A 26,575-nucleotide genomic window follows, 5' to 3' on the forward strand; every position below is an offset into this window, starting at 1 on the left:
CTGTTGTCCCCTTTCAGTTTCCCTCCAAGGTTAGCCAAGTGATACTAGGTCTTTTAGGGTTGACCTAACAGCTTGCAATCACCGTTTTTCCTTGCCCCCTTATGGGCGCACGAAATCACCATAACAATATGGATACCTAAAATTATTTTTATTTCCACCACAAGTATACATCGCTGGATTTTGATCAACTTTCATCTTAGAAAACTTTTTGGCTGAATCCTCCGAGTGTTGTTTAACTTCTTGACTAGCAACAAAATCAATATAACCTGGCCCCATATTATAGCTTTGAATAATTGTATCCATGCTAACATCCTTGTCCGTTCCATATTTGTACATTTTAGCAAAGTGTTTTACCCCTTGTTCAATGCTCAAGCTTGTCTCTTGAATTTCATTTGGCTTTAATCCAAGTGATTCAGATGACTGCATAGGATCGTTTCCCTCACCTCTACTCTCTTGATACATAATTCCTAATAAAATTGGTGTTTTCTCTCCTAAATTATATTTTTCTAATTCTTTTTTTAAGGTAGACTCATATTGCAATACACGTTTTTCGGTGGCTTGCGCTTTATTTTGTTGAATATTGGTTTTATGATTAAAATATAGCATTCCAAGTATTATTACTAAGCCTAAAATACTAATAAGGAACACTTTTATAATTTGTTTTTTACTTGTATCCTTCATATATTCCTCCTCGTATAAAAAATTTAATTTTTCAAAGGTAATTGGTTATTTACAAACTATGTAATGAGCATCTATCTCCCGCCCTTTTTAGACTCAAACATCAATACTTTAAGGTTTTAAGTTTAATATAAAAATTTAAAGATAAGGTAAAGATAAGATAAAGATAAAATAAAGGGTATTTTTTAGCGTACTTTAAAAGATATTGCTACAAAGGGATATATGGGACAACTTGTTGATATGAATGGATTTAGTGATAATTGAAAGGTTATTGTACAAGTTATTAATTATGGAGACATCATTCCAGAAGATTTAATCCATCTTTTCAATATGCTTTATATAAAAACCACAACATAACATATAATAAAAAACGGCGAACCCTCCACCTAGGAGAATCCACCATCACAAATAATTGATTATTTCACACCTAGTTTTTTTGCTTTCTTAGGGATCCCGTCTTCCAGCACTTCCTCTCAAGCTGTTACACCTGGAATATGATGTGATTGCATTTGAAACAGGGCTTTGGGAAGCAGCAGCTGTTCAGCAAAATTTTGATAACTCAACCGCTACAGAAGCGATGAAACAATCCTTATACTCTGTATGGAAAACTGAGGAACTTGAACAATTATTTACCTATATGAAAGAACAAAAAGAAAAAGGAAAGCCACTCACATTAGCTGGTTTTGATATGAATTTGTTTTATAAATCTTCATTCCGCTCTTATGCAAAAGAATGGTTGCAAAAAGTAAATCCTGAAGTAAAGAGTGAATTTGATACAGCAGTGTCAGAGTTGATTGAACTGGATAGGTATTACAATAAAAATAAAACATATCCCTATGATCGGTTTAAAATGGAGATACAGCCCGTAATTAACAAGTTTGAAAAGGTTAGAATGTTTATTCAGAATCATAAATCTGAATTGATTCAAGTTACACCACATCCTACGTATGATGTGAAAGTCAGAGGTGGCATCTCCTCACCTAACCTGACAGACTATTCTTTTTATATCCGAGATCAAAAAATGGCACAAAACTTCGCATGGCTAACTGAAATGCAGTATGGAAACAAACTGGCCCCCTTTAACAAGTAATAATTTGTTCTGCACCCATGTTGATAATTCTCCTGGTAATCGGAATGTAACGGAACCATGTTGCTCTTTTATAATGACATAGGGATTGCGGAATTCTTCTTGAATGCCGATTCCAATCACTTGATACAATTTCCTGCACTGACTCGGAAACAATATATTTGGAATGTCTAATGATTCAATTTCATGAAAAGAATGACGGAATCTCACATCCATTGCAAATACCATCACACCAACTCCCAGCTATACGTAAAACACAATTAGTATACCGATGAGATCTATGTTACGTGCAGAAATCCCCGTTTTCTCCCCAGACTTATCTACAAGAATAAAAAAGGAATCACAAGATATGTTCCCTTTTCACTATTTGTTTTCTACACTTTTAATTCCAATATTTCTAGATGCTGAATAGATCCGCCCCCTGGCAGGTAAACATCTTCTTCCTTCAGCAGGTATACGGAACTTTCCGTTTCTACTAGTGATGGAAGATTGCGCACGCCAAATAATAATACTTTTCCCCTATTGCCCAAATGACGTGGGGTATGCATGGAAATCGTAAGGTTGTTTATGCATGTAATTGTTCCTGTTCTTAAACATTTTCGGGTATCTATTTTTATTATGTTTTGCTTTTGTAGTATTTCTTATTTTTATTGTTTGATTGTTATGACTGGCATTTGCTCGTTTTCGGAAATTTCACTGTAACCAAAATAAAGTAGAAAAAACAATAAAATAATTGTCCAAATAAATATAAACACTTTATAACTATACTTCATATGAAAAACCTCATTTTCCCTATATAAGTGAATGTACATACACCCTATAAATCTAATTACATAAATTATCGGATGTTTTAGTAGCAGAGAATCATTAAGTATTAGGAATTGTTATTCATAAACATATCCAAGAATTCTTCAAAAAAATATCATCTAGGCATTTTAACATTTCATCAAAATGCACAGATGATATTTTGTACGTTTAGCTTGGTAATGCTTTTTATGTAATGAATTCTTATCTCTATTTCACCTTAATGTTTATATGTACAAGAGTCTGTGTAGCAATTAGACTGTACTTTAAATATGTACTCAATTGTGTGTGGGAAAGGAAGCACATTTTATTTAAAGTGGTTACTTTAAAGCCCTTAATTAGTTGGTAGTCTTCTTCATTCAGACAAAAAGGAAATTTAAAGTGTGCACGTACTTTCAACTCAGACTTTTTACTACACACACTCCTATACACATAACAATATTTATAGTTTTTTTTGTAACATTACGGAAATAACAAGAAATAATACCGAAACATTTATGATATCTTGTAACAACTTAGTAACATAACTGTAACATAACGTTTATAATCGCACAATACTTTTTAACTGAAAATCAATAAATTTATGTAAGTACCCATAACGTATTACATATTGTTTGTGAAACCTTTTAATGAACAAGTATAAGTGGATGGCGGGAATTGAACCCACATCAGAGGTTCTGGAGGCCCCTGTTTTACCCTTAAATTATCCCCCCTCGTGGTCGGAATGACAGGACTTGAACCCGCACATTCAACGGCTACTAGATCCACAATCTAGCAAGTCTAGCATTTCGCCACAAACTCCATAAAAATAGAAAAAGACCACCGAATGTACTCGATTGTCTTTTTGCCATGCATATCTGCACAAGAAGTGTATACTTCAAACCCTTTAATATTTTTAGCTATGAGCATACTTATAAAACTCTAAAAACTATTTGATAATCTTTTAGAATCTAACTTTCTTTTAATACTATTTGCTATTTCTTCAATATTTTCATTTAGAAAGAAATGATTACCTTCAAAAGAATGAAAAGTACACGTTTTACTTGTGTATCGTTCCCATTTTATTACTTGATCATATGTAGTAAATTCATCATTTTCCCCATTAAATATAAGAAAATCAATATTACATGGTTGTGTATTTTTGTCATGAATATACGTCTCAACGATTTTAAAATCTGCTCTTAGAATAGGGAGAAAGATCTCCATTAATTCTTCTGATTGCAGTACCCCAGATGGTGTACCTCCCATTGCAATAACTTCTCTTTTAAATTGCTCATTAGAAAGATTATGTCGGATATTTTTTATTTTACTATTTGGATGATTTCTACCGGACAAAACAAGAAATTCAGGCGATACGTTTTTAGAATCTTTTATTTTTCTGGCTACTTCATAGGCGATCAAACTTCCCATGCTATGCCCGAATAGAATGTAGGGCGAATCATCTATCTGCATAACTATTTTATTGTAGACATCATTTACTGCCTCTTCCATACTTTGGTACAAGTTTTCTTCAATTCTATATCCTCTACCAGCTAACTCTACCGGGACTACCTCAATATATGGATTAAAGTGATTTTTCCATTTTGCGTAACTAAACGCAGATCCCCCAGCATGTGGAAAGCAAAAAAGTTTAGTCTTCTGCATTGATTTTCTCCTTACTTTCAAATTTGTATATATTTTGGAAAATTGCATAAATGTCTTTAATTATTATCTCTTGCGGAAATTCATCCCTTGTTGCACAAGCAGATAACTTATAATTTGGATCAATGTTATATTGTTTAAAGTAAAAGTTTTTAGGTATATTCTTGTATGAAATTAAAGTTCGTGATTCTTTTTTTATAGAGAATGAATTTAATGGGGTATAAAGCCCTTTTCCAATCGTTTTTATATAGCTTTCTTTTAATGTCCATAAATCAAAAAAACAATTAATTTGTTCATCAGAATTCATATTAGATATATCATAAAATTCATCCGCTGAAAAAAATTCTTTTGCTAATTTAAGAGCCTCTATCTCTGAAATCTTTTCTATATCAATACCCACATTAAAATTAGCAGTAGTACAAACCACCCATTCTCCTGAATGTGACAGATTAAAATGAAAGTCAGAAAAATTTTCAACAAAAGGTTTTCCATACTCATTATATTTAAATCTAATTTCTTCATTATTAATTTTATACTTTTGGCAGATTAGAGATCGGATTAGTAAATCCCCTATCAGGGTCCTATTAACGTCGCATGAGTTTAATAAACGCTTTATTCGTTCTTTCTTCTCATTTGAAACCAAGTTACTAAGTTGCTTAAACAAATGGCTTTCAATATTCTTTGGTATTTTCACAGCTTGAATGTGTATGATAAATCACTTCCTTTTTTAAAAGATGGCTTCATATATGTGCGTTACATAAATTCAAATTAACTTTATTAAATTGCAAATACAATAGAAAAGGTGCATATTTACATATCAATGAAAATATGCACCTTTCCTCAGTAATATCATCAGGCATTCGCTTCTATTACAAAGATTTCTATGTCTCTACCAATTACTTTTTACATTATCCTCTTAAAAAGTAATACTCTTGATATATTCATTATTGCCTACACTTTATTTGCAGTTATTGGGCTGCCCTTTTCGTTCATAGCGTTGCATCTTTTGCACTCTCTACTTTTCAGTTAATGAAAGGGATGTTCCTTTTATCTCTTCAAATTCATTTAATAGGTACTTAGCTATCTTTTCAACTGCGGGGAAGTCTACTATTTCCTCATGTGATCCAGGGACAGAATACTTATTTACTCTTCCTTTTAATAAAGGTCCCCAATCTGTAAACAACTCTTTTCCTTCCTCAGCACTAAAATAGAGAACTTCTCCAGAGTATGGTATTAAATCATGATCTGCCATTATGTTCAGGCATTTCCTATGAGCATTGATAACTTGCTTCAAATTCATAAGATCTGCATCAGGCGGGAGTACTCCTTCCATAAGTAATCGCTCTACAAGCATATCTTGTTCATGGAAGAGGCCTTCCCCCCGCTCAGTAAAATCTCTAGAAATGAAATGCTCATATATATATGAGAGCATATCCTCCGTTGTTTTATAGTCCTGCTCTGAAGGTACTTTAGTATCCATTAGTATCAACAACTCAACTTCCTCACCTTGATTCTTTAGTACAGTTGCGATTTCATAAGCAATCGCACCGCCTAAAGACCATCCTCCAAGACGATATGGACCTTCTGGCTGAACACGTTTGATTTCTTCAATGTAAAGTTGAATTACTTCCGGCAAGGTCAATTCATCAATTTCTCCCTTTTCTATAAGAGGATTCTGTAAACCATAAAATGAACAATGGTTCTTAAGTAATCTTGCTAGTTGAATGTAACAGAATACATTCCCCATAAACGGATGAACACAGAAGAAAGGTCTTTTCTCTGATTCTTGTAGTGGAACCAGCGCTGATACAGATTTTGTCATATCATGCTTATCACGAATAAGGCATGCGATTCCTTCCAATGTTGGATTCTTAATCAATGTAGACACCTTAATCTCTTTTCCAAACTTCTCCTTAATTTTTGAAATCAATTTAATTACAAGGAGAGAATGTCCCCCTCTATTAAAGAAATCATCATTTACATAGACATCTTCTATCTGTAACACATCCTGCCAGATTTTAATCAACTGATATTCAATTTCATCCCTTGGAATGATTGGTGTAGACAAATTATTTTCTCTTTGAATTGTTAAACTGTTCAATGCCTTTCGATCAACTTTTCCATTCGGTGTAAGAGGAATCTTGTCTACCTTTATAAAGTGTGCGGGAACCATATAATTCGGTACTTGTGTCTTGAGATATTCACGCCAGTCATGCATACTTCCATCTCCAACTACATAAGCAACCAATCTCTGCTCTCCTAGCTTATCTTCTGTCACCAAAACTACTGCTTCTTTTACCAATGGATGCCTCTCTATACTCGCTTCAATCTCTTCAAGTTCAATACGAAAGCCCCTAATTTTCACTTGATTATCAATTCTTCTCAAGTAATCTAAATTACCATCAGGTAAATAACGAACCAAATCTCCCGTACGATATAAATGCTCTTCTTCATTAAATGGATGACGGATGAATCGCTCTGTTGTTAATTCTGGACGATTCAAGTATCCTCGCGCTATACCTGCACCACCAATATATAGCTCACCTGTTACACCAACTGGAACAGGTAACAAATTTTTATCTAATACATAAGTTTGAACGTTCGGCAACGGACGTCCAATTGTAACTCTCTTACTATCTGTTTCGATATGATAACACGTTGCATCAACCGTACATTCTGTAGGACCGTATACGTTATAAAAATCAATTTTTTCAGTCTCTACTAGCTGTTTCCATAATGACGGCATGATTGCTTCACCACCGACCAATATCTTGCTTGGCACATGAACATCAGCACTTGTTTCTAGTAATCCTCCATCTATAAGTAATTGAAGTAATGAAGGTGTCATATCAAACATTTCCAATTTATTCTCCCTAATATAAGACACAAATCGTTCCGGATTAGTGCGAACTTCACTTGGGATAATATATAAACTTGAACCATACAGCAGCATTTGTAATTGCTGAATAGATACATCAAAGGCAATTGACGCATTCAAACCGACGCGCATATTACTAGGTATCTCATGTGAGAAAACTTCTTTTTGTAAACCATAGGATAGGTTTATTACAGAATGGTGCTGTACTAAAGCCCCCTTTGGATTCCCTGTCGAACCAGAAGTATAGATAACATACGCTAAGTTTTCCCCTGTTACCTCACATATTGGTGAAAGTTTGCTTTCTTGAGAAAGCATTGCTTGGTCCCTATCTAGGCAAACTGTCTTGATGTCTTTAGGTATCCATCCTAGTAATACCTCATTTGTAACTAACACTCTAATTCCCGTGTCTTCTAAAATATATTGCAGGCGGCTTTCCGGATTCGATGGATCTAATGGAACATAGGCTGCTCCAGCCTTCCAAATTCCCATGAGACCAACAACCATCTCAACTGAACGCTCAAAGCAAAGGCCAACTAATGACTCTGTCCCAATTCCACATTTCTGTAAATGATGGGCTAATTGATTAGCTCTTTCATTCAGCTCTCGATATGTTAGTTGCTGTTTTTCATCTACCACTGCCAACGCGTCAGGCGTACGATTTACTTGCTCTTCGAATAGTTGATGGATTGCATTCTCACGTGGATAGGATATATTATTATTATTCCATTCTTCCAATAGCTTTCTTTGTTCAGCTTCCGTAATATATACTAGCTCCGATAGATTTTGATCAATGTTTTTGAGCATTTGCATTAACACTTGGTGTAAATGACCCAGCATTCGTTCAATGGTTACCCTATTAAACTTACTACGGTCATACATTAACTTTAACGATAACTGGATTCCTGGAACTACAGCTAACCCTAATGGGTAGTGGGTTTGTTCTACCCCTTCCAATTCACCAATTTCCAGATTTTCTGAAGACTCCTCTTTCACTGGATAATTTTCAAACACATATAAACTATTGAACAGCGGTATTCCTCTAGGAACTTCACTCCACCCCTGAATCTCTGTCAAAGAAGCATACTCATATTGTCTTCTTTCTATCTCTTCCTCTTGTATCTTCTGCAACCAATCTATTAATTTTATATCATCCATCAATTGAATTCGCGTCGGTGACGTTGTAATGAAAGGACCTACGATGTTTTCAACATCAATAATCTCCGTAGAACGCCCTGAGCTTGTTACACCAAAAACAATGTCATTTTCTCCACTATATCGGCTCATGAGATATGCCCATGCACCTTGAATTACTGTACTCAAAGTAAGTTTATTGCGTTTCGCCCATCCTTGTAACGCTTGAGTCTGCTCTTCTGATAAATACGTAACCTTCTCTGTGTAACCTTTTTCTTCCTCTTTACTTTCTAAGCCCAGCAAAGTTGGCGCAGTAAAACCTTTTAGCTTCCCTCTCCAAAATTGTTCCGCCTGCTCCTTATCTTGCTCTCTTAACCATTGGATATATTTCTTATATGGTGAGGACTTAGGTAACTTCACAGCTTCTCCATTCATTCTCTTCTGATAGACTGTAAGTAATTCATTAAATACTAATGGTAAACTCCATCCATCCAGTAAAATATGGTGATGGGTCCAAACAATCCGATATTCTTCCTCACCTTCTTGAATGACTGTTACCCGCATCAATGGTGCTTCATCAAATTGGAAGGCTTGTTTTCGATCTAATGCCAAAAAGACTTTTCTTTTTTCCTCTATCTCTTCACTTGTCATTGTACGCCAATCTTCTTTGTTCACTTTAAATGGGATATTTTCATACACCACTTGTACAGGTTCTTCAATTTCGTCCCATACAAATGCTGTACGAAAAATTTCATGCCGCTGAATTACAGATTTCCACGCCTGCTCAAAAGTAGGAATATCCATTTCCCCTTGAATCATAAAACTCAATTGCACTATATACGGTGCAACATGTTCATCCCCTTGATCATGCAATGTGTGGAAGATCATACCTTCTTGCAAAGGTGATAGTGGATATAAATCAGTAATCTGATTTTTCTTTCCACGATGCATTTTATTTAGTACATTTGTCAAACCTTCTTGGCTAAGATTAGCCATTGCAAAATCCGAAATGGTCAGTGCAGATTCTCTATCTGAAGATTGAATCAATGTACTCAGTTGATATAGCATATTCTGTGCAATACTTTGAATCGTTGATTTGGCAAATTGTCCAACATTGTATACCCAAGTGAACTGAAGTTTTCCATCCGTTACAACCCCAATTACATCAATTACATGCGATCGCTTGGAACCGGCAGCATGATCTAAACGCTTAAATTCGTTCTCTGGAATAAACATTGCATCGCTAGAAAACATTTGGTCAAATTGTCCAAGATAGTTAAAACTAATAGACGGTGTATATTGGGAGCTTAATGGCTCACACATTGTTGTGTTCATGTAACGCAACACCCCATAATCAACACCCTTATTAGGAATTTTGCGAACTTGTTCTTTAACTGCTTTTAATGCTGCAATTGGCGTATTAGCATTAGTAATATTTAAATGAACTGGGTAAATACTTGTAAACCATCCCACGGTTCTCGATAAATCAACATCTTCAATAATCTCTTCTCGACCATGTCCCTCTAAATCTACGCTTAATATCGGCTGCCCCGTACATGCTGCTGTAGCTTGTACCAATGCTGCTAATAATACTTCATTGATTTGGACACGGTGAGTGCTTAAAGTCTCTTGCAATAACATACGGGTCTCATTCTCGTTTAACACCACAGTAATTTCCTCAGTTACTGCGCTTACTGGATTACTTATAGTACCATCTACTGGCAGTATAACTATGTCTTGTTCAACCTGCTGCTCCCAGTAATGTAGCACTTCTTTTGATATTCCAGTTTGAGCGTAATGTTGTAATTTCTCCGACCATTCTTTAAAAGATGTACTCTTCATAGGTAATTGAATTTTTTGCCCTTGGACCGCTTGCGTATATGCTGTTTGCAAATCTTCCAATAAAATCCGCCAAGAAACACCATCCACGGCTAAGTGATGAATTGTCCAAAATAATCGACCAGTCTCCTCACCTTCATCAAAATACACCATTCTCATTAAAGGACCATCATGTAAATTCAATCTTTCTTGTGCAACATTAATCTCTTTTTGAATAACTTCATGCCAATCCGCTTCCGGCACTTCGTCTAATGAAATGACAGTCAGCATCAATTGTTCTTCAATTCCTTCATTCCACTGTTCCCAAGTCCCATTAGGTAAACGTTCATATCTTAAACGCAGGGCATCATGATGAAGTAGAAGGTTACGCGCTGCCTTTTCCAGTGATCCTATGTCCAATTTCTCTTTCGTTCTGAAGAACATGGATTGATTCCAATGATGTGGGTTAGGATGATTTTGTGCAAAAAACCTTTGCTGAATAGGTGTAAGTATCGTCTCTCCAGTTATAATTCCCTGTTCAGCTTGTACACCTTGTTCTTCTTTGACTACTTGCGCCAACTCAGCAATCGTTTGGTGTTCAAATATTTGTTTTGGTGTCAATTGTAAACCAGCTTGCTTCGCGCGCGCGACAATCTGAATGCTAAGAATTGAATCTCCACCAATTTCAAAGAAGTTATCATTCATACCAATACGTTTTGAACCTAGCACACGTTCCCAAATGATAGAAAGCTTATGTTCACGTTCATTTCTTGGGGCCACGTATCCTTCTTGTGTTCCTTGATAATCTGGTATAGGTAACGATTTCCGATCAATCTTTCCATTTATGGTTAGCGGTAATTCTTTCATTTCGACAAAGTAGGAAGGTATCATATGGATTGGCAGCTTTGTTTTAAGATACTCTCGCCATTCTTCTAAATTGCCTTCGCCCACTACATAAGCTACCAGCCTCTTATCTCCCAACTGATTTTCCCTAACCATTACAACTGCCTCTTTTACCAAGTCATGCTCCTGTAAGGTCGACTCAATCTCCCCAAGTTCGATTCGAAATCCTCTAATCTTCACTTGATTATCCATTCTTCCTAGATAGTCTATATTACCGTCAGGAAGATATCTCACAAGATCGCCTGTTCTATATAACCTCTCGCCTTCTTTGAATGGATGAGAAATAAATCGTTCGGATGTTAACTCTGGACGATTTAAGTATCCCCTCGCTAGACCCGCTCCTCCGATATAAAGTTCGCCCATCACACCAACTGGAACTGGCAACCTATTTCCATCTAATACATAAGTTTGGATGTTAGGCAATGGACGCCCAATTGTTACTCTCTTACTATCTTTTTTGATATGATAGCATGTTGCATCAACCGTACATTCTGTAGGACCATATACATTATAAAACTGTATTTTATCAGTCTCTACTAGCTGTTCCCATAATGACGGCATAATCGCTTCACCACCAACCAGTACCTTACTTGGAACATGAACACCATCGTACGTTTCTAACAATCCGGCATCTATAAGTAATTGAAGCATTGAAGGCGTTATATCAAAGATTGCTAACTTGTTCTCCCTAATATAAGCTACAAACTGTTCCGGATCACTTCGTACTTCGCTTGGAATAATATACAAACTTGAACCATAAAGCAGCATTTGTAATTGCTGAATAGATGCATCAAAGGCAATTGACGCATTTAAACCGACATGCATGTTAGATGGTATCTCATGTTCGAAAACCTCTTTTTGTAAACCATGCGACAAGTTTAGTACAGAATGATGCTGTATCAAGACACCCTTTGGATTTCCCGTCGATCCCGAAGTATAGATAACATACGCTAAGTCTTCTCCTGTTACTTCACATTTTGGTGAAAGAATGCTTTCTTTTGAAATCATTGCTTGATCCCTATCTAGACAAACTATCTTGATTTCTTTAGGTATCCAATCTTCTAATGACTCGTTCGTAACTAATACTTGAATTCCAGTGTCCTCCAAAATATATCGTAGGCGACTTTCTGGATATGATGGGTCTAATGGAACATAGGCTGCTCCAGCCTTCCAGATCCCCATAATACTAACAATCATCTCAACTGAACGCTCAAAGCAAATTCCAACTAATGATTCAGTCCCAATCCCACATTGCTGAAGATAGTGGGCCAATTGATTAGCTTTTTCATTCAGCTCTCGATATGTTAACTGCTGTTTTTCATCTACCACTGCTACCGCATCAGGTGTACGATTTACTTGCTCTTCAAACAGCTGATGAATCGTACTTTCCTGTGGATATGCTACAGTATTATTATTCCACTCTTCCAACTGTTTTTGCTGTAATCCTGATAATATAGGCAACTTAGCTAATGATTTATCAGGATTCTCCACGATTACATTCAACCAGTTCCCAAAATGTTCAGCCATGGATTCAATAGTTAAGCTGTCAAATAAATCAGTTCTATAAACAAAAGTAAGTAATAAACCCTCTTCCACTTCTGCAGCAGTTAAACTTAAATCAAACTTAGCGATTGGAGCATTACTTTCCATTACTTCTATATTTCTTCCATGTAGTTCTGGTAGCTTCTGTCCCGCATTTTGCAATGTAAACATGGTTTGGAAAATCGGAGAATGGCTTGTATTTCGTTCAGGTTGGATAACCTCTACAATTTTCTCAAACGGAACATCTTGATACTCATACGCCTTCAATGCTTTTATCCGCACTTGAGACAACAACTCTTGAAATGCCGGTGCATTACTTAAATCAGCTCGATAAACCAAGGTGTTGACAAAGAAACCAATCAGCCCCTCAATTTCTCGATAATTTCGATTTGCAATTGGGCTGCCAACAATAATATCCGTTTGTCCCGTATAACGAGCAAGGAAACTTTGATACGATGCCAATAAGGTCATGAAAAGTGTGGCCCCTTCTTGACGACTTAGTTCGTTTAATTTATCCAGTAATGAGCGCGATAACAAAACATTATGAGTTAATCCATGGTGGGTTTGCACTGGCGGACGCGGACGATCCATTGGCAACATTAAGACTGGTAACTCACCGGATAATTCTTCCTTCCAATACGCAAGTTGTTGATATAGTACTTCATCTTTCAACCATTCTCTTTGCCACTGAGCAAAATCGGCATATTGAACTGGTAGTGGTTCCAGCTCTGCTTGTTTTTCACCAATCGCATTCTCATAAAATGCCATCCATTCTTGAAGCAAGATTTCCATCGACCATCCATCTGAGATAATATGATGCATATTACATAGAAGAACCCATTCTTCTTCTGAAATTCTTATGAGTTTCCCACGGAACAATGGCCCTTTTTCTAAATCAAATGGAGATTCGACTTCAGTTTGAATCCATTGCTCCAACTTTCTTTCTCGCTCCTCTAATGAAAGCTTAGTTAAGTCCATTTGCAGAAGCGGACGGAAAACGTACGGTTGAATCCGCTGCATAGGATGGCCATCCTCTTCATAAAATACAGTCCGCAAAGATTCATGACGCTCTATCAACTGATTCCATCCCAACTCCAATGCCTCAGGTAACCAATTCCCTGTAAGACGGCATGCCATTGGCATATTATAAAGTGCACTATTAGGTGCAAATTGATCAATAAACCATAAGCGCTGTTGGGCATAAGACAGTGGAATATTTCCCCCTCGTTCCATCGGCATCAATGGTGGAATTTCTCGTTTTTCGCTCCCCTTACGTAACTGATCTATTCGTTTCGATAATGCCTCGACCGTTGAATATTCGAACAGTTCACGTACTGGCAATTTGATTTGAAAGACTTCCTGTAAGCGTGAGACCACTTGTGTAGCAAGTAGAGAGTGACCACCGAGCTCAAAGAAAGAATCCTGAACATCAATGTCTCTTATTCCTAGCACTTGACTCCACACTGAAGCAATAAGTTCTTCCAGCGGAGTTCTTGGGTATACAGTATTTTCAGCGGATTGTTCACTAAGTATAGGCAATGCCTTCAAATCAAGCTTTCCATTCGGTGTAAGTGGTAAAAATTCCATCTCAATAAAATTTGTTGGAACCATGTAATTAGGTAAATGTGTTTGTAGATGTTCTCGCCATTCATGGACACTTCCTTCACCAACTACATAAGCTACTAATCTCTTATCACCTTGATTATCCTCTCGCGCCAATACAACAGCTTCTTTCACAGAAGAATGCGCCTGCAAAACAGCTTCTATTTCTCCCAATTCAATCCGGAAACCACGAATTTTCACTTGGTCATCTATACGTCCATGGAACTGGAGATTACCATCAGAAAGATAACTTGCTTTGTCCCCTGTATAATAGAGACGTTCTCCTGACTTGAAAGGATGTGGAATAAATTTTTCCTTTGTAAGATCCGGACGATTAGCATATCCACGTGCAAGACTCTTCCCTCCAATATAGAGATCTCCAATTACACCAATTGGTACTAGCTGAAGATGAGAATCTAATACATAAACTTCTGTATTCGCAATCGGTCGACCAATCGATGGCGTACCTGTTGTCACTCCTATAGGTACATAACTATCTGTGGTAACGACTGTATTTTCCGATGGACCATACTGATTAATTACCGCAAAAGGAATATCGTTAGATGGATACTGTGTTAATTGATCCCCACCAGTAATGATAAAACGAAGATCCGTTTTATCTGGCCAAGATAATTTCAAGAGTCTTTCCAGAATAGGCGTAGGTGCAAAGCTAGCTGTTATTCGTGAATCAATGAGCCAGTCCCTTAGTGCTTCTGGATTAATTCTCAGTTCCTCTGTTGACAAGTAGAGTGCTGCACCAGCAGTTAGATACGGCCAAATCTCCTGGACAGCCGAATCAAAAGCAACCCCTGCAATCTGAGTCGCACGATCCTCTGCTGAAATACGATAAACTTCTTGATGCCAAGAAACCATATTCATTAATGAGCGATATTCAACCATAACACCCTTCGGTTTTCCTGTAGAACCAGAGGTATAAACAATATAGGCTAAGTTCTCTGGATTTATTTGACGTGTAGGTGGGATTACGCTTTCCACCGTTAATTCTTCTAACCTCACCATTTCGACGTGTGCGAAATGTCCTTCTTGTCCTTCCGCCGTCACTACAAATTGAATTCCTGCATCTTCAATCATGTATTCTAACCTTGATTTTGGATACAACGGATCTAAAACGACATAAGCTCCACCAGCTTTTAAAATGCCTAGTAAACTTGCCATCAGCTCAGCTGACCTCGGAAGATAAACTCCTACCACTGACTCTGGGGCTACTCCCTTTCGCTGTAAAACATTTGCCAACTGATTTGCTTGTGCATCCAGTTCACCATAAGTCCACTGTTTTGTTTGATCAACTACCGCAATCGCATCCGGACGCCTTGCTACTTGCTCCTCAAATCTGTCGCAAATAAGACCCTGATGAGACATTTCCATTACAGTGTCATTCCATGTTTCTAATAACAAAGTACGCTCGGATTCTGATAGCATGCTCAGGTCATGCAACGGATTTTGTGGGCGATGAGAAACTTCATGTAGCCATTTCTCAAAGTGTCCTGCCATCCGTTCAATAGTAGTAGCATTGAATAAATCCTTATTGTACTCAAAAGTAAAAAGTAATCCCTCTTCCGTCTCAGCTGCCATTACACTTAAATCAAACTTTGCAATTGGACTATGGCTTTCTATCATTTCAATACTTCTACTAGATAACATCGGAAACTCTTGTTTCATATTTTGCAAGATGAACATAGTCTGGAAGATTGGCGAATGACTTGTACTTCGTTCCGGTTGTACAACTTCTACAATTTTTTCAAATGGAATATCTTGATATTCATACGCCTTCAATGCCTTTTGACGAACCTGATATAGTACATCTTGAAATGTCGGCCTACCACTCAAATTAGCTCGATAAACCAGCGTGTTAACGAAGAAACCAATTAGTCCTTCAATTTCTCTATAATTCCGATTCGCAATTGGGCTTCCGACCAGAATATCTTCTTGTCCCGTATAACGAGATAGAAAACTTTGATATGCAGCTAAAAGCGTCATGAAGAGTGTAGCCCCTTCTTTTCGACTAAGTTCATTCAATTTATCATGTAGCCTGCTTGGCAGAACCAGAGTGTATGTCGACCCGTGATGAGTTTGTATTGCGGGACGCGGGCGATCCATAGGAAGTTGGAGTACAGGAAGCTCCCCAGACAATTCTTCCCTCCAATATTGGAGTTGTTGATTAAGCACCTCCTCCTTTAGCCATCCTTTTTGCCACTGAGCAAAGTCTGCATATTGAACCGGTAATGGTTCAAGTTCCGCTACCTTTCCATCCGTTGCTTTCTCATAAAATGCCATCCATTCTTCAAGTAGGATTCCCATTGACCATCCATCTGAAATGATATGATGTAGAGTACAAAGGAGTATCCATTCTTCCTCTCCCACATGCAAAATACTTGTCCTGATTAATGGACCCTCTGTTAAATCAAATGGCACTTCTGTTTCTTGTTGAATTAAACGTTTAACTTCTTCTTCTTGATCTTCAGAAGAAAGCATAGTTAAATCCGTTTTCGGAATTGATTGAAAAGCATACGGTTCAATTTGCTGTACGGGTTGACCGTTCACTTCGTGAAAGACCGTCCGCAGTGATTCATGACGTTCTATTAGTTGATTCCATCCCGTTTCCAATGCTTCAAGTAGCCAATTCCCTGTAAGGCGACATACCATTGGCATATTATAAAGGGCACTATTAGGTGTAAATTGATCAATGAACCATAAGCGTTGTTGGGCATAAGATAGTGGGATAGCTTCTCCTCGTTTCATTGGTATTAGCGGCGGAATCTCTCGTTTTTTATCTCCTTTACGTAACTGATCTAATCGCTTTGCCAGTGACTCCACCGTTGTATATTCAAATAGTTCACGTACTGGTAATTCAATTTGAAAAATTCCCTGTAAACGTGACACTACTTGAGTAGCTAGTAGTGAATGACCACCGATTTCAAAAAAGGAATCCTGAACACTAATATTTTTTATTCCTAACACTTGACTCCAAACGGAAACGATAAGCTCCTCCACTGGTGTTCGTGATGAAGTAATATCTTCACTTATGAACTGTTCTTCTAATTCCAGTAAGGCTTTCCGATTCACCTTACCATTTGGAGTGAGTGGCATACCTTCAATTTTGAAAAAGTATGCCGGAACCATATAATGTGGCAGTTGCTTCTTGAGATATTCACGCCACTCTCCAATATCCCCTTCACCCACTACATAAGCTACTAACTGCTTATCTCCTGGTCGATCTTCCTTCACCAACACGACTGCCTCTTTTACAGATGAGTGATCATGTAAAGCTGCTTCAATTTCTCCCAATTCAATTCGGAATCCTCTAATTTTAACTTGGTTATCTATTCTTCCAATATATTCTAAGTTACGATCATTCATATATCTCACCAAGTCACCCGTTCGATATAATCGTTCCCCGTCCTTAAAAGGATGCGGAATAAAACGTTCAGTAGTTAAATCCGGTCGATTGAAGTAGCCACGTGCCAATCCTACTCCTCCAAGGTAAAGTTCCCCTGCCACACCAATCGGGACCACTTGTTGATATTGATCTAGCACATACAACTCTGTATTATCAATCGGACGACCAATCGGAATAAGCATTGCTTCTTTTTCTAAATCACAATCATAATAAGTCACATCCACAGTTGCTTCAGTAGGACCATACAAGTTAATTAACTTTGTTTGCTGAACATTGTAAAAGATCCCCTTAAACCGGCGAACCTGCTCAGTGTTTAACGCTTCTCCACTAGTAAAAACTTGAATTAAAGACGATACATCCCTTTTCGAATTATATAGTTCCATATAATCTAAGAAAGTAGATAACATCGACGGAACAAAGTGCATGGTGGACACACGATATCGTTCAATATACTCCTCAATCACCGCAGGATCTTTCTCTCCTCCTGGTGGAAGTAAACAAACACGTGCTCCTACAAATGACCACCAAAATAATTCCCAGACAGAAACATCAAATGAGAACGGTGTCTTTTGTAGGATTGTATCCTCCTCGGACAATGGGTATTTTTTCTGCATCCACTGTAGACGGTTGATAACGGAATGATGTTCAATCATTACCCCCTTTGGATTTCCCGTCGAACCCGAAGTGTATATGATATAGGCTAAGTTATTTGCTGTTACTCCACTTACCGGAGCTAAATTACTCTCTTTAGAAATCATCACTTGATCCCGGTCTAAACAAATTGCTTGAATATCTTTAGGTAACCAGTCCTGTAGTGTTTCTTTTGTTAACAGCACTTGAATTTGTGAATTCTCCAAAATATATCTCAGGCGGTTTTCGGGATAACTTGGGTCCAGTGGGACATAAGCCCCACCTGCCTTCAAAATCCCAAAGAGACCGATAATCATATCAGGAGAACGTTCAATACATATACCGACCAATGATTCAGGTCCGATACCTCGTTTTTGTAGAAAATGTGCCAATTGATTCGATTTTTCATTAAGTTCTTGATACGTTAGCTTTCCACCCTCATAAACTACCGCCACTGTATCAGGTGTCCGTGCAACTTGCTGCTCAAATAGCTCATGAATCATACAATCATGACCATAAACTACGTCCGTATCATTCCATTCTTCTAGGAGTTGTTTTTGCTCATTATCCGATAACATTGACAGCTTTGTAAATGATTCATCTGGATGATACGTGATTTCATTTAGCCAGTTCTCAAAATGTCCTGCCATACGTGCAATGGTACTACTATCAAATAAATCCGTGTTGTATTCAAATGAGACGAATAGACCTTCTTCCACTTCATAGGCAGTTAAGCTCAAATCAAATTTAGCAATAGACATATTACTTTCTACCATTTCAATACTTCTATCAGGCAAATCTAGTCGTTCTTGTTTTATATTCTGTAGCGTAAACATGGTCTGAAATATAGGGGAATGACTCATGCTTCGTTCAGGTTGCACAGCTTCTACTACTTTTTCAAATGGTATATCTTGATATTCGTAAGCTTTTAACGCCTTTTTCTTTGTTTGGTTCAAAATCTCTCGAAAAGTAGGGGTGCCACTCAAATCTGATCGATAAACCAACGTATTAACAAAGAAACCAATTAATCCTTCTACTCCCTTATGGTTTCGATTTGCAATCGGACTACCAACTAGAATATCTTTTTGTCCCGTATAACGAGCAAGAAAGCTCTGGTATGCGGCCATTAAAGTCATAAATAAAGTAGATCCTTCTTGTCGACTTATATCCTTCAATTGACTGAGCAATTTATATGGAAAAATTACATGATGCGTAGCCCCAGAGTAAGTCTGTTTAACCGGTCGAGGTCGATCCACTGGCAGTTGTAAGATAGGAAGTTCACCAGACAATTCTTCCTGCCAATACGTAAGCTGACGATTTAGCACATCACCTTGCAACCACTCCTTTTGCCACTTCGCAAAGTCTGCATATTGAATGGATAGTGAACTTAATTTAGCATGATTTCCGCCCGTTTCTTCTTCATAGAAAGCAAGGCATTCATTCATGAATATACCAATGGACCAAGCATCAGAAATAATATGATGCATCGTACACAGTAATAACCATTCATCCTTCTCTAATTGAACAAGCTGATTACGAATTAAAGGACCATTCATTAAATCAAATGGTTCTTGCGCTTCTCTCGCAATTAAACTATCTACCTCTTTTTCTTTTACTTCTAGAGGAAGTTGAGAGTAATCTCTTACAGGTAATGCTCTAGGAAGGAATTCGACAATTTGTTGCACAGGTTGTTCTCCTACTTCTTTAAAAACAGTTCGTAATGATTCATGGCGTTCAATGAGTCGATTGAATCCCTTTTCTAATGCTTCAGGTATCCAATTTCCTTTTAGATGCCATACCGTTGGAATATTATATAAAGAACTGTTTGGATTAAATCTGTCCATAAACCACAAGCGTTGTTGTGCATAAGACAACGGGAGTGCTTCTTTATTCTCCTTTTTTTGCATTTGCTTCTGAAGCCATGCTCTCTTCTCAGGAGAAAGTGAACTCAGCTTTGCAAGTAAATCACTTCTCATTTTTTTACCCCTTCCTCAATCAAATTACTCTCGAATATCCCTTGTGCTTCTTCCTCTGATAGCTCCTCTAATTGCTTAAGTAGTTCCAATAATTCTTCATCATTACTCACTTCTGCTTCTTTTTGAACATAGTCTTGAAGACTTACATTCTCCTTACTATCATTCTGCATTTCTTGATTTTTGTTATCGAGCAATTGATCAATCTGTTCTGCCAATTGCTGCACCGTATGAAACATAAATAAATCATGCAATGGTATCTCGATTCCAAAAGCCTCTTTAAGATTGGAAACAGCTTGCGTAGCGAGTAGTGAATGGCCACCAATTTCAAAAAATGAATCTTGAATTCCGATGTTTTCCATACCTAAAACTTCATGCCATATCGAAACAATTGTTTTTTCCGTAGACGTACGAGGAGCAATATAACCACTTGCTATCTCCTGTCTCTCTGGTGCTGGTAAGGCCTTCCTATCAATTTTCCCATTAGGAGTGAGTGGAAATGCATTTAATCCAACAAAATAGGCTGGAATCATATAATTTGGTAGTTGATCCTTGAGATAATCACGCCACTTTTGAGCATCCCCGCCTCCTACAACATAGGCGATCAAACGCGGATCGCCAGGATAATCTTCCCGCACCATCACAATAGCTTCGTTAACTAGTGTATGCCTTTGTAATGCCGCTTCAATTTCTCCTAATTCAATCCGGAACCCACGAATTTTTACTTGATGATCGATTCGTCCAACATACTCCAAATTTCCATCTGGTAAATACCTTACTAGATCTCCAGTCCGGTATACTCGCTCTCCTTCTTTAAACGGATGCGATATAAAACGATTTTGCGTTAAGTCAGGGCGGTTTAAATATCCACGTGCTAATCCTGATCCACCAATGTATAGCTCACCAACTACACCAATTGGAACCATTTTTTGTTCGGCACTCAGTACATATACTTCTGTATTGAATATTGGTTTACCAATTGGTGGTACCCTATGCATGACCCCCTTTTCTAATTCCATATACGTGGAATATGTAGTATCTTCGGACGGGCCATATAGGTTGTACACCTTTTCAATCGTACTTCTCTCGTATAAATCTTGAACAAGCGAATATGGCAATGGTTCTCCAGCCAAATTCATCACCTTTACCGAAGAAGGGATTGTTTTTGCTCGAACCAGTTCCTTCGCTGCCGATGGCACAGTATTAACCAAAGTTACACCTTTGGAAGACAACTTCTCTAGATGTAAAGCATTTTCAGTGACAATCACCTTACCACCCATCGTTAAGGGAACAAATACTTCAAAAACGGATAAATCAAAAGATAGCGAAGTTGAAGCTAACACTCCCGCTAATTCCTTTCGGGAATACGTGTGATGCGCCCAATGAATCATTGTTACTGTATTCCTGTGCTCAATCATTACTCCCTTTGGATTTCCAGTGGAACCTGAAGTATAGATAATATAGGCTAAGTTATCAGCCGTCACTTCACTCATACATACCGTAGTTACTTCTTGTTCTATTTCTGCTCGATTACGATCAATACAAATCACGTCAACGAATTTAGGTATAACCATTTTTTGTTGTAACTTTTCCTGTGTCACCAGTACCTTTATTTGAGTATCCTCTAAAATGTATTGCAGTCGACTTTCCGGATACGCTGGATCAATTGGGACATATGCTCCTCCTGCCTTCATAATTCCTAAGAGACCGACAATCATCTCAGATGAACGTGTAACACAAATCCCAACCAATGATTCGCAACCTACACCATTTTTCTGTAAATAATGTGCCAACTGATTCGAGCGTTCGTCCAACTCTCGATATGTTAGTTCTTCATCTTCGCACACCACTGCAATTGCTTCCGGTGTTTTTTTCACCTGTTCTTCAAACATTGTATGAATCGTACTTTCTTCCATATCTATAACACGCGATTTATTCCATTCCTCTAGTAGTTGCTTATATTCTACTTTCGATAACATATTCAGTTCTGATAGTACACATTTTGGATGAGAGACAATTTGATTTAACCAATGTTTAAAATGACTTGCCATACGCTCAATGGTTGTATCATTAAACAAATCAGTATTATATTCAAAGGTTAGTGATAATCCTTCTTCCGTCTCAGAAGCAAATAAACTCAAATCAAATTTGGCAACAGAAGCATGGCTTTCCATGAGTTCCATTTGTCTTTCAGATAGCTGAAGAAACTCTTGTTTCGTATTCTGTAAAGTAAACATAGTTTGGAATATTGGTGAATAACTTGTATTCCGTTCAGGTTTTACGGATTCTACCACTTTCTCAAATGGGATGTCCTGATACTCGTATGCTTTTAGCGCTTTTTTTCTTACCTGCGACAAAAGTTCTTGGAACGTCGGATTTTCACTGAAATCAGCTCGATAAACCAACGTATTTGCAAAGAATCCAATTAATCCCTCAATCTCTTTCACATTTCGATTAGCGATTGGGCTTCCAACTATAATGTCGTCCTGTCCTGTATAACGAGAAAGGAAGCTTTGATACGCTGCCATCAATGTCATAAATAAAGTGCATCCTTCTTGCAGACTTAAATCTTTGAGCTTTTCCTGTAGGGAATTCGCCACTATTAAGGACTGACTTGCACCACGATGGGTTTGAACTGCAGGTCGAGGACGATCCATCGGTAATTGTAAAACCGGTAGTTCCCCAGATAATTCTTCCTTCCAATATTGAAGATGCTGATTCAAATTCTCCTCTTTTTGCCATTCCTTCAGCCACATAACAAAATCTGCATATTGGATAGATAACTCCTTCAATTCCACTGGTTTTCCGGTTAGTGCTCCTTCATAAAAAGCCATCCATTCTTCAAGTAAGATTCCCATTGACCATCCATCTGAAATAATATGATGCATCGTACAAATGAGAACCCATTCTTCCCTGTCCACTTTCAATATTCGTGTTCGAATCAGAGGATCTTGTCCAAAATGAAATGGTTCCTCCGCCTCGTTTTGAATAAGGCGTTGCATTTCTTTTTCCCTATCTTCCAAAGAAAGATCTGTTAGATTCGTTTGAGGAATATGTCTGAACACATGAGATTGAACCTGTTGAAAAGGTTCACCCTCTTGTTCTAGAATTGTCGTCCTTAATGATTCATGACGCTCCAACAATTGATTCCATCCGACCTCCAATGCTTCAATTGACCATTTACCTGTTAAGCGACACGCTGCATGAATATTGTACATAGCACTATTTGGCATTAATTGATCAATAAACCATAGACGTTTCTGCGCATAGGAAAGTGGGATAATTTCTTCTCGTTTCATAGGTACAAGAGGAGCAACCTCTCGTTTTTTATCTTCTTTTCGTAACTGATCCACTCGTTTCGCCAATGCTTCCACTGTATCGTGCTTGAAAAGTTCACGTAATGGAATTTTAATTTGGAACAGTTCTTGCAATCTAGAGACGATTTGAGTAGCAAGTAGTGAGTGCCCACCACGTTCAAAGAAGGAATCCTGAATACTAATATTTTCTATCCCTAACACTTGACCCCAAACCGAGGCAATAAGCTCTTCCGATGGCGTCCGAGGTAGCACATTTAAATCTTCAATAGCTTGCTCATCAGGTGCTGGCAAGGCCTTTCGGTCAATTTTCCCATTTGGAGTAAGCGGGAAGTGTTCTAACTCTATAAAGTGCGCTGGAATCATATGAGTCGGTAATTGTTTTTGTAAATACTCTCTCCACTCCTCGGTATTTCCATCGCTTATTACATATGCAACCAATCGTTGATCACCTGGACGATCTTCTCTAACTAATACGACAGCCTCTTTAATAAACGAACATTTTTCTAAAGTCGCTTCAATTTCTCCTAATTCAATCCTAAAACCACGCATTTTGACTTGGTGGTCCATTCTACCTATAAATTCTAAATTTCCATCAGTTAGATATCTTACTGAATCTCCTGTTCGATATAGTCGTTCCCCAAATCGATATGGATGCGAAACGAATTTTTCAGCAGTAAGATTCGGACGATTTAAGTATCCACGTGCTAAACCAGCACCACCAATATATAACTCACCCTCAGTTCCTATTGATTGCAAGCGTTGATTTTGGTCTAATACATATAATTGCGTGTTCTGTATTGGCTGCCCAATAGAAACAAATTCTTGATTAGGCTGAATATCAAATGCATTCACATAAATAGTGGCTTCAGTTGGTCCATAAAAGTTGGTTAATTTCACTTGTCCACTATAATTCCATTTCTGTTGAAATCGTCTAACTAACCCTGAACTTAGTTCTTCTCCACCAGAAAATACATGGCGTACGGACGAACAATTCATGTTCATTTCAATATGATTGAAGTGATCTAAGAAAACAGATAACATCGAAGGTACAAATTGAACTATAGTAACCTGATGTTGTTTAATCACTTCAGCTATAATAGAAGGATCTTTTTCTCCACCTGGAGGTAGGAAAGATACACTTGCACCAACATGAATGCCCCAAAACAATTCCCAAACAGAGACATCAAATGAGAATGGCGTTTTCTGCAAGATCACATCTTTTTCAGAAAGCGGATATTTATGTTGCATCCATTCTAGATAATTAATTACTGAATGATGCTCAATCATTACTCCCTTTGGATTCCCTGTAGATCCTGAAGTATACATAACATACGCTAAATTTTCTCCTGTTACACCACTTATACATGGGGTTGTTTCTTCTTTTTCAATTGCAGTATAATCTTTATTCATACAAATCGTTTCGATATTTTCAGATACAAACAAATTTTTAGAATTCTCTTCCATCACTAGTACTTCGATTCCAGCATCCTCTAATATATATCGAAGTCGACTCTCTGGATAAGTAGGGTCAAGTGGAACATACGCTGCTCCTGATTTTAGAATACCTAATAACGCTATCATCATTTGTAATGAACGTTCCATATATACCCCAACTAGAGACTCTGGGCCTACACCATGCTTTTGTAAATAATGAGCTAGCTGATTTGCACGCTTCTCCAACTCTTTATAGGTAATTTGTTCATTTTCGTAACTAGCCGCGATTGCTTCCGGTGTTTTTTTAACTTGCTCCTCAAACATCGTATGAATCATGCCTTCAGCCGAATAATTAACTTGAGTATGATTCCATTCCTCTAGTAACTGTATTTGTTCTTCTTCTGTTAAATGAGTAATTTCAAATAGTTTTGAATCTAGGCTCTTCGTCATCTGAATTAATATTTGCAATAAGTGATTCTGAATCCGATTTATTGTTTCTTCATTAAAATAGCTTCGATCATACATCAACTTTAAAGTAATTTTCTTACCGGGCATTACAATGAGTGTTAAAGGATAATTTGTTTGTTCCGTGCTTTTAACATCTAGTAATCTTAAATCATCATTTCTCTCACCTTGAATTGGATAATTTTCAAACACATACAAGGTATGAAATAAGGAGCTATTTCGCGGAACCTCACTCCAGCCTTGAATATCTATCAACGAATTATACTCATACTGTCTTCGTTCCATTTCTTTCATTTGTATTTTACGAAGCCAATCTACTACTGATGTATTATCCGTTAATCGAATTCTGGTAGGTAATGTGTTAATAAATAGCCCCACCATATTCTCTGCTCCTATTAAATCAGTAGGACGTCCAGCGCTAGTTACGCCAAATACGACGTCACTGTCACCGCTATACCTACTCATCAAATAAGCCCATGCACCTTGTACTAACGTATTCAACGTTAATCGACTATTTCGTACCCACTCTTGTAAATTCTCAGTAAGTTCCTCAGATACTTGATAAGCAAACTCCCCATAACCCTTCTCTTGTCCTTGATCCTTTCTTTCCATTGCTAATGGAGTAGGTGCATAGAACCCTTTTAATTCTTCTTTCCAAAATTCCTCTGCTTGACTTTGATCTTGTTTATTTATCCATTGGATATATTTTTTATAAGGAAGAGATTTAGGAAGATTCAACAATTCTCCCTTTATCATCTTGAGATAAACTTCCATCACTTCACTAAAGACCAATGACACACTCCATCCATCTAGCAAAATATGATGATGTGTCCAAATAATTCTCGTTTCCCCTTCTGCTTCTTTAATCGCAGTGACTCTCATCAATGGTGCTTCATCCAATAAAAATCCTTTGCTACGATCTGCAGTCAAAAACTGGTGTAATTTCTTCTCCTTCTCCTCATGCGAATGGGTACTCCAATCCTCTTGATGAATAGTAAAAGGAAGACGTTCGTAAACTGCTTGTAGAGGTTTTTCTACTTCCTCCCAAACAAATACTGAGCGCAGAACCTCATGTCGTTGAATAACATATTCCCAAGCTTTTTCAAAAGTAGCAACATCCAATTGCCCCCCGAGCAAGAAACCTACTTGTACAATATAGGAAAAAGAATATTCATCATCTTGATCGTATAAAGTATGAAACAGTATTCCTTTTTGCAAAGGTGATAAACCATATATATCAATAACGTCTCCCAT

At 37.6% G+C, this 26,575-nt stretch carries 7 protein-coding genes; 1 reads left to right on the top strand and 6 read right to left on the bottom strand.

Features of this window, described 5'->3' with window-relative positions:
* Positions 1 to 99: 99 nt before the first annotated feature.
* The gene (locus ACTFO4_RS17905; RefSeq protein ID WP_060852128.1) at positions 100 to 681 is read right to left on the bottom strand and encodes a lysozyme family protein; all 582 of its coding nucleotides are present in this window, start codon (positions 679 to 681) and stop codon (positions 100 to 102) included.
* Positions 682 to 1,177: 496 nt separating this feature from the next.
* Here ACTFO4_RS17905 and ACTFO4_RS17910 point away from each other — a divergent pair, with 496 nt between their 5' ends.
* Positions 1,178 to 1,768: an erythromycin esterase family protein gene (locus ACTFO4_RS17910; protein WP_002183587.1), complete on the top strand. Its 591-nt coding sequence runs from the start codon at positions 1,178 to 1,180 to the stop codon at positions 1,766 to 1,768.
* Here ACTFO4_RS17910 and ACTFO4_RS17915 read toward each other — a convergent pair.
* The 5 genes from ACTFO4_RS17915 to ACTFO4_RS17935 form a co-directional block, all read right to left on the bottom strand.
* Complete coding sequence (locus ACTFO4_RS17915) at positions 1,721 to 1,993, bottom strand: hypothetical protein (protein ID WP_440014023.1); 273 nt, start codon at positions 1,991 to 1,993, stop codon at positions 1,721 to 1,723. The two genes, ACTFO4_RS17910 and ACTFO4_RS17915, sit on opposite strands and share 48 nt — an antisense overlap.
* Before the next feature lie 1,497 nt (positions 1,994 to 3,490).
* Entirely contained in the window at positions 3,491 to 4,213 is a 723-nt protein-coding gene (locus tag ACTFO4_RS17920) for a thioesterase II family protein (protein WP_078421159.1), read from the bottom strand.
* Positions 4,200 to 4,904, bottom strand: a complete 705-nt coding sequence (locus ACTFO4_RS17925) for a 4'-phosphopantetheinyl transferase family protein (RefSeq protein WP_000701202.1) — start codon at positions 4,902 to 4,904, stop codon at positions 4,200 to 4,202. Before ACTFO4_RS17925 ends, ACTFO4_RS17920 begins: the two co-directional genes overlap by 14 nt.
* Before the next feature lie 321 nt (positions 4,905 to 5,225).
* Positions 5,226 to 20,108 carry a non-ribosomal peptide synthase/polyketide synthase gene (locus ACTFO4_RS17930; RefSeq protein WP_440014024.1) on the bottom strand — a complete coding sequence of 4,961 codons (14,883 nt, stop codon included), beginning with the start codon at positions 20,106 to 20,108 and terminating at the stop codon, positions 5,226 to 5,228.
* On the bottom strand, positions 20,105 to 26,575 hold the full coding sequence (locus tag ACTFO4_RS17935; protein ID WP_440014026.1) for an amino acid adenylation domain-containing protein: 6,471 nt from the start codon (positions 26,573 to 26,575) through the stop codon (positions 20,105 to 20,107). The genes ACTFO4_RS17930 and ACTFO4_RS17935 overlap by 4 nt, the downstream gene beginning before the upstream one ends.

It is taken from the genome of Bacillus cereus group sp. MYBKT14-1, from assembly GCF_051915185.1.
Taxonomy (GTDB): Bacteria; Bacillota; Bacilli; order Bacillales; family Bacillaceae_G; genus Bacillus_A; species Bacillus_A cereus.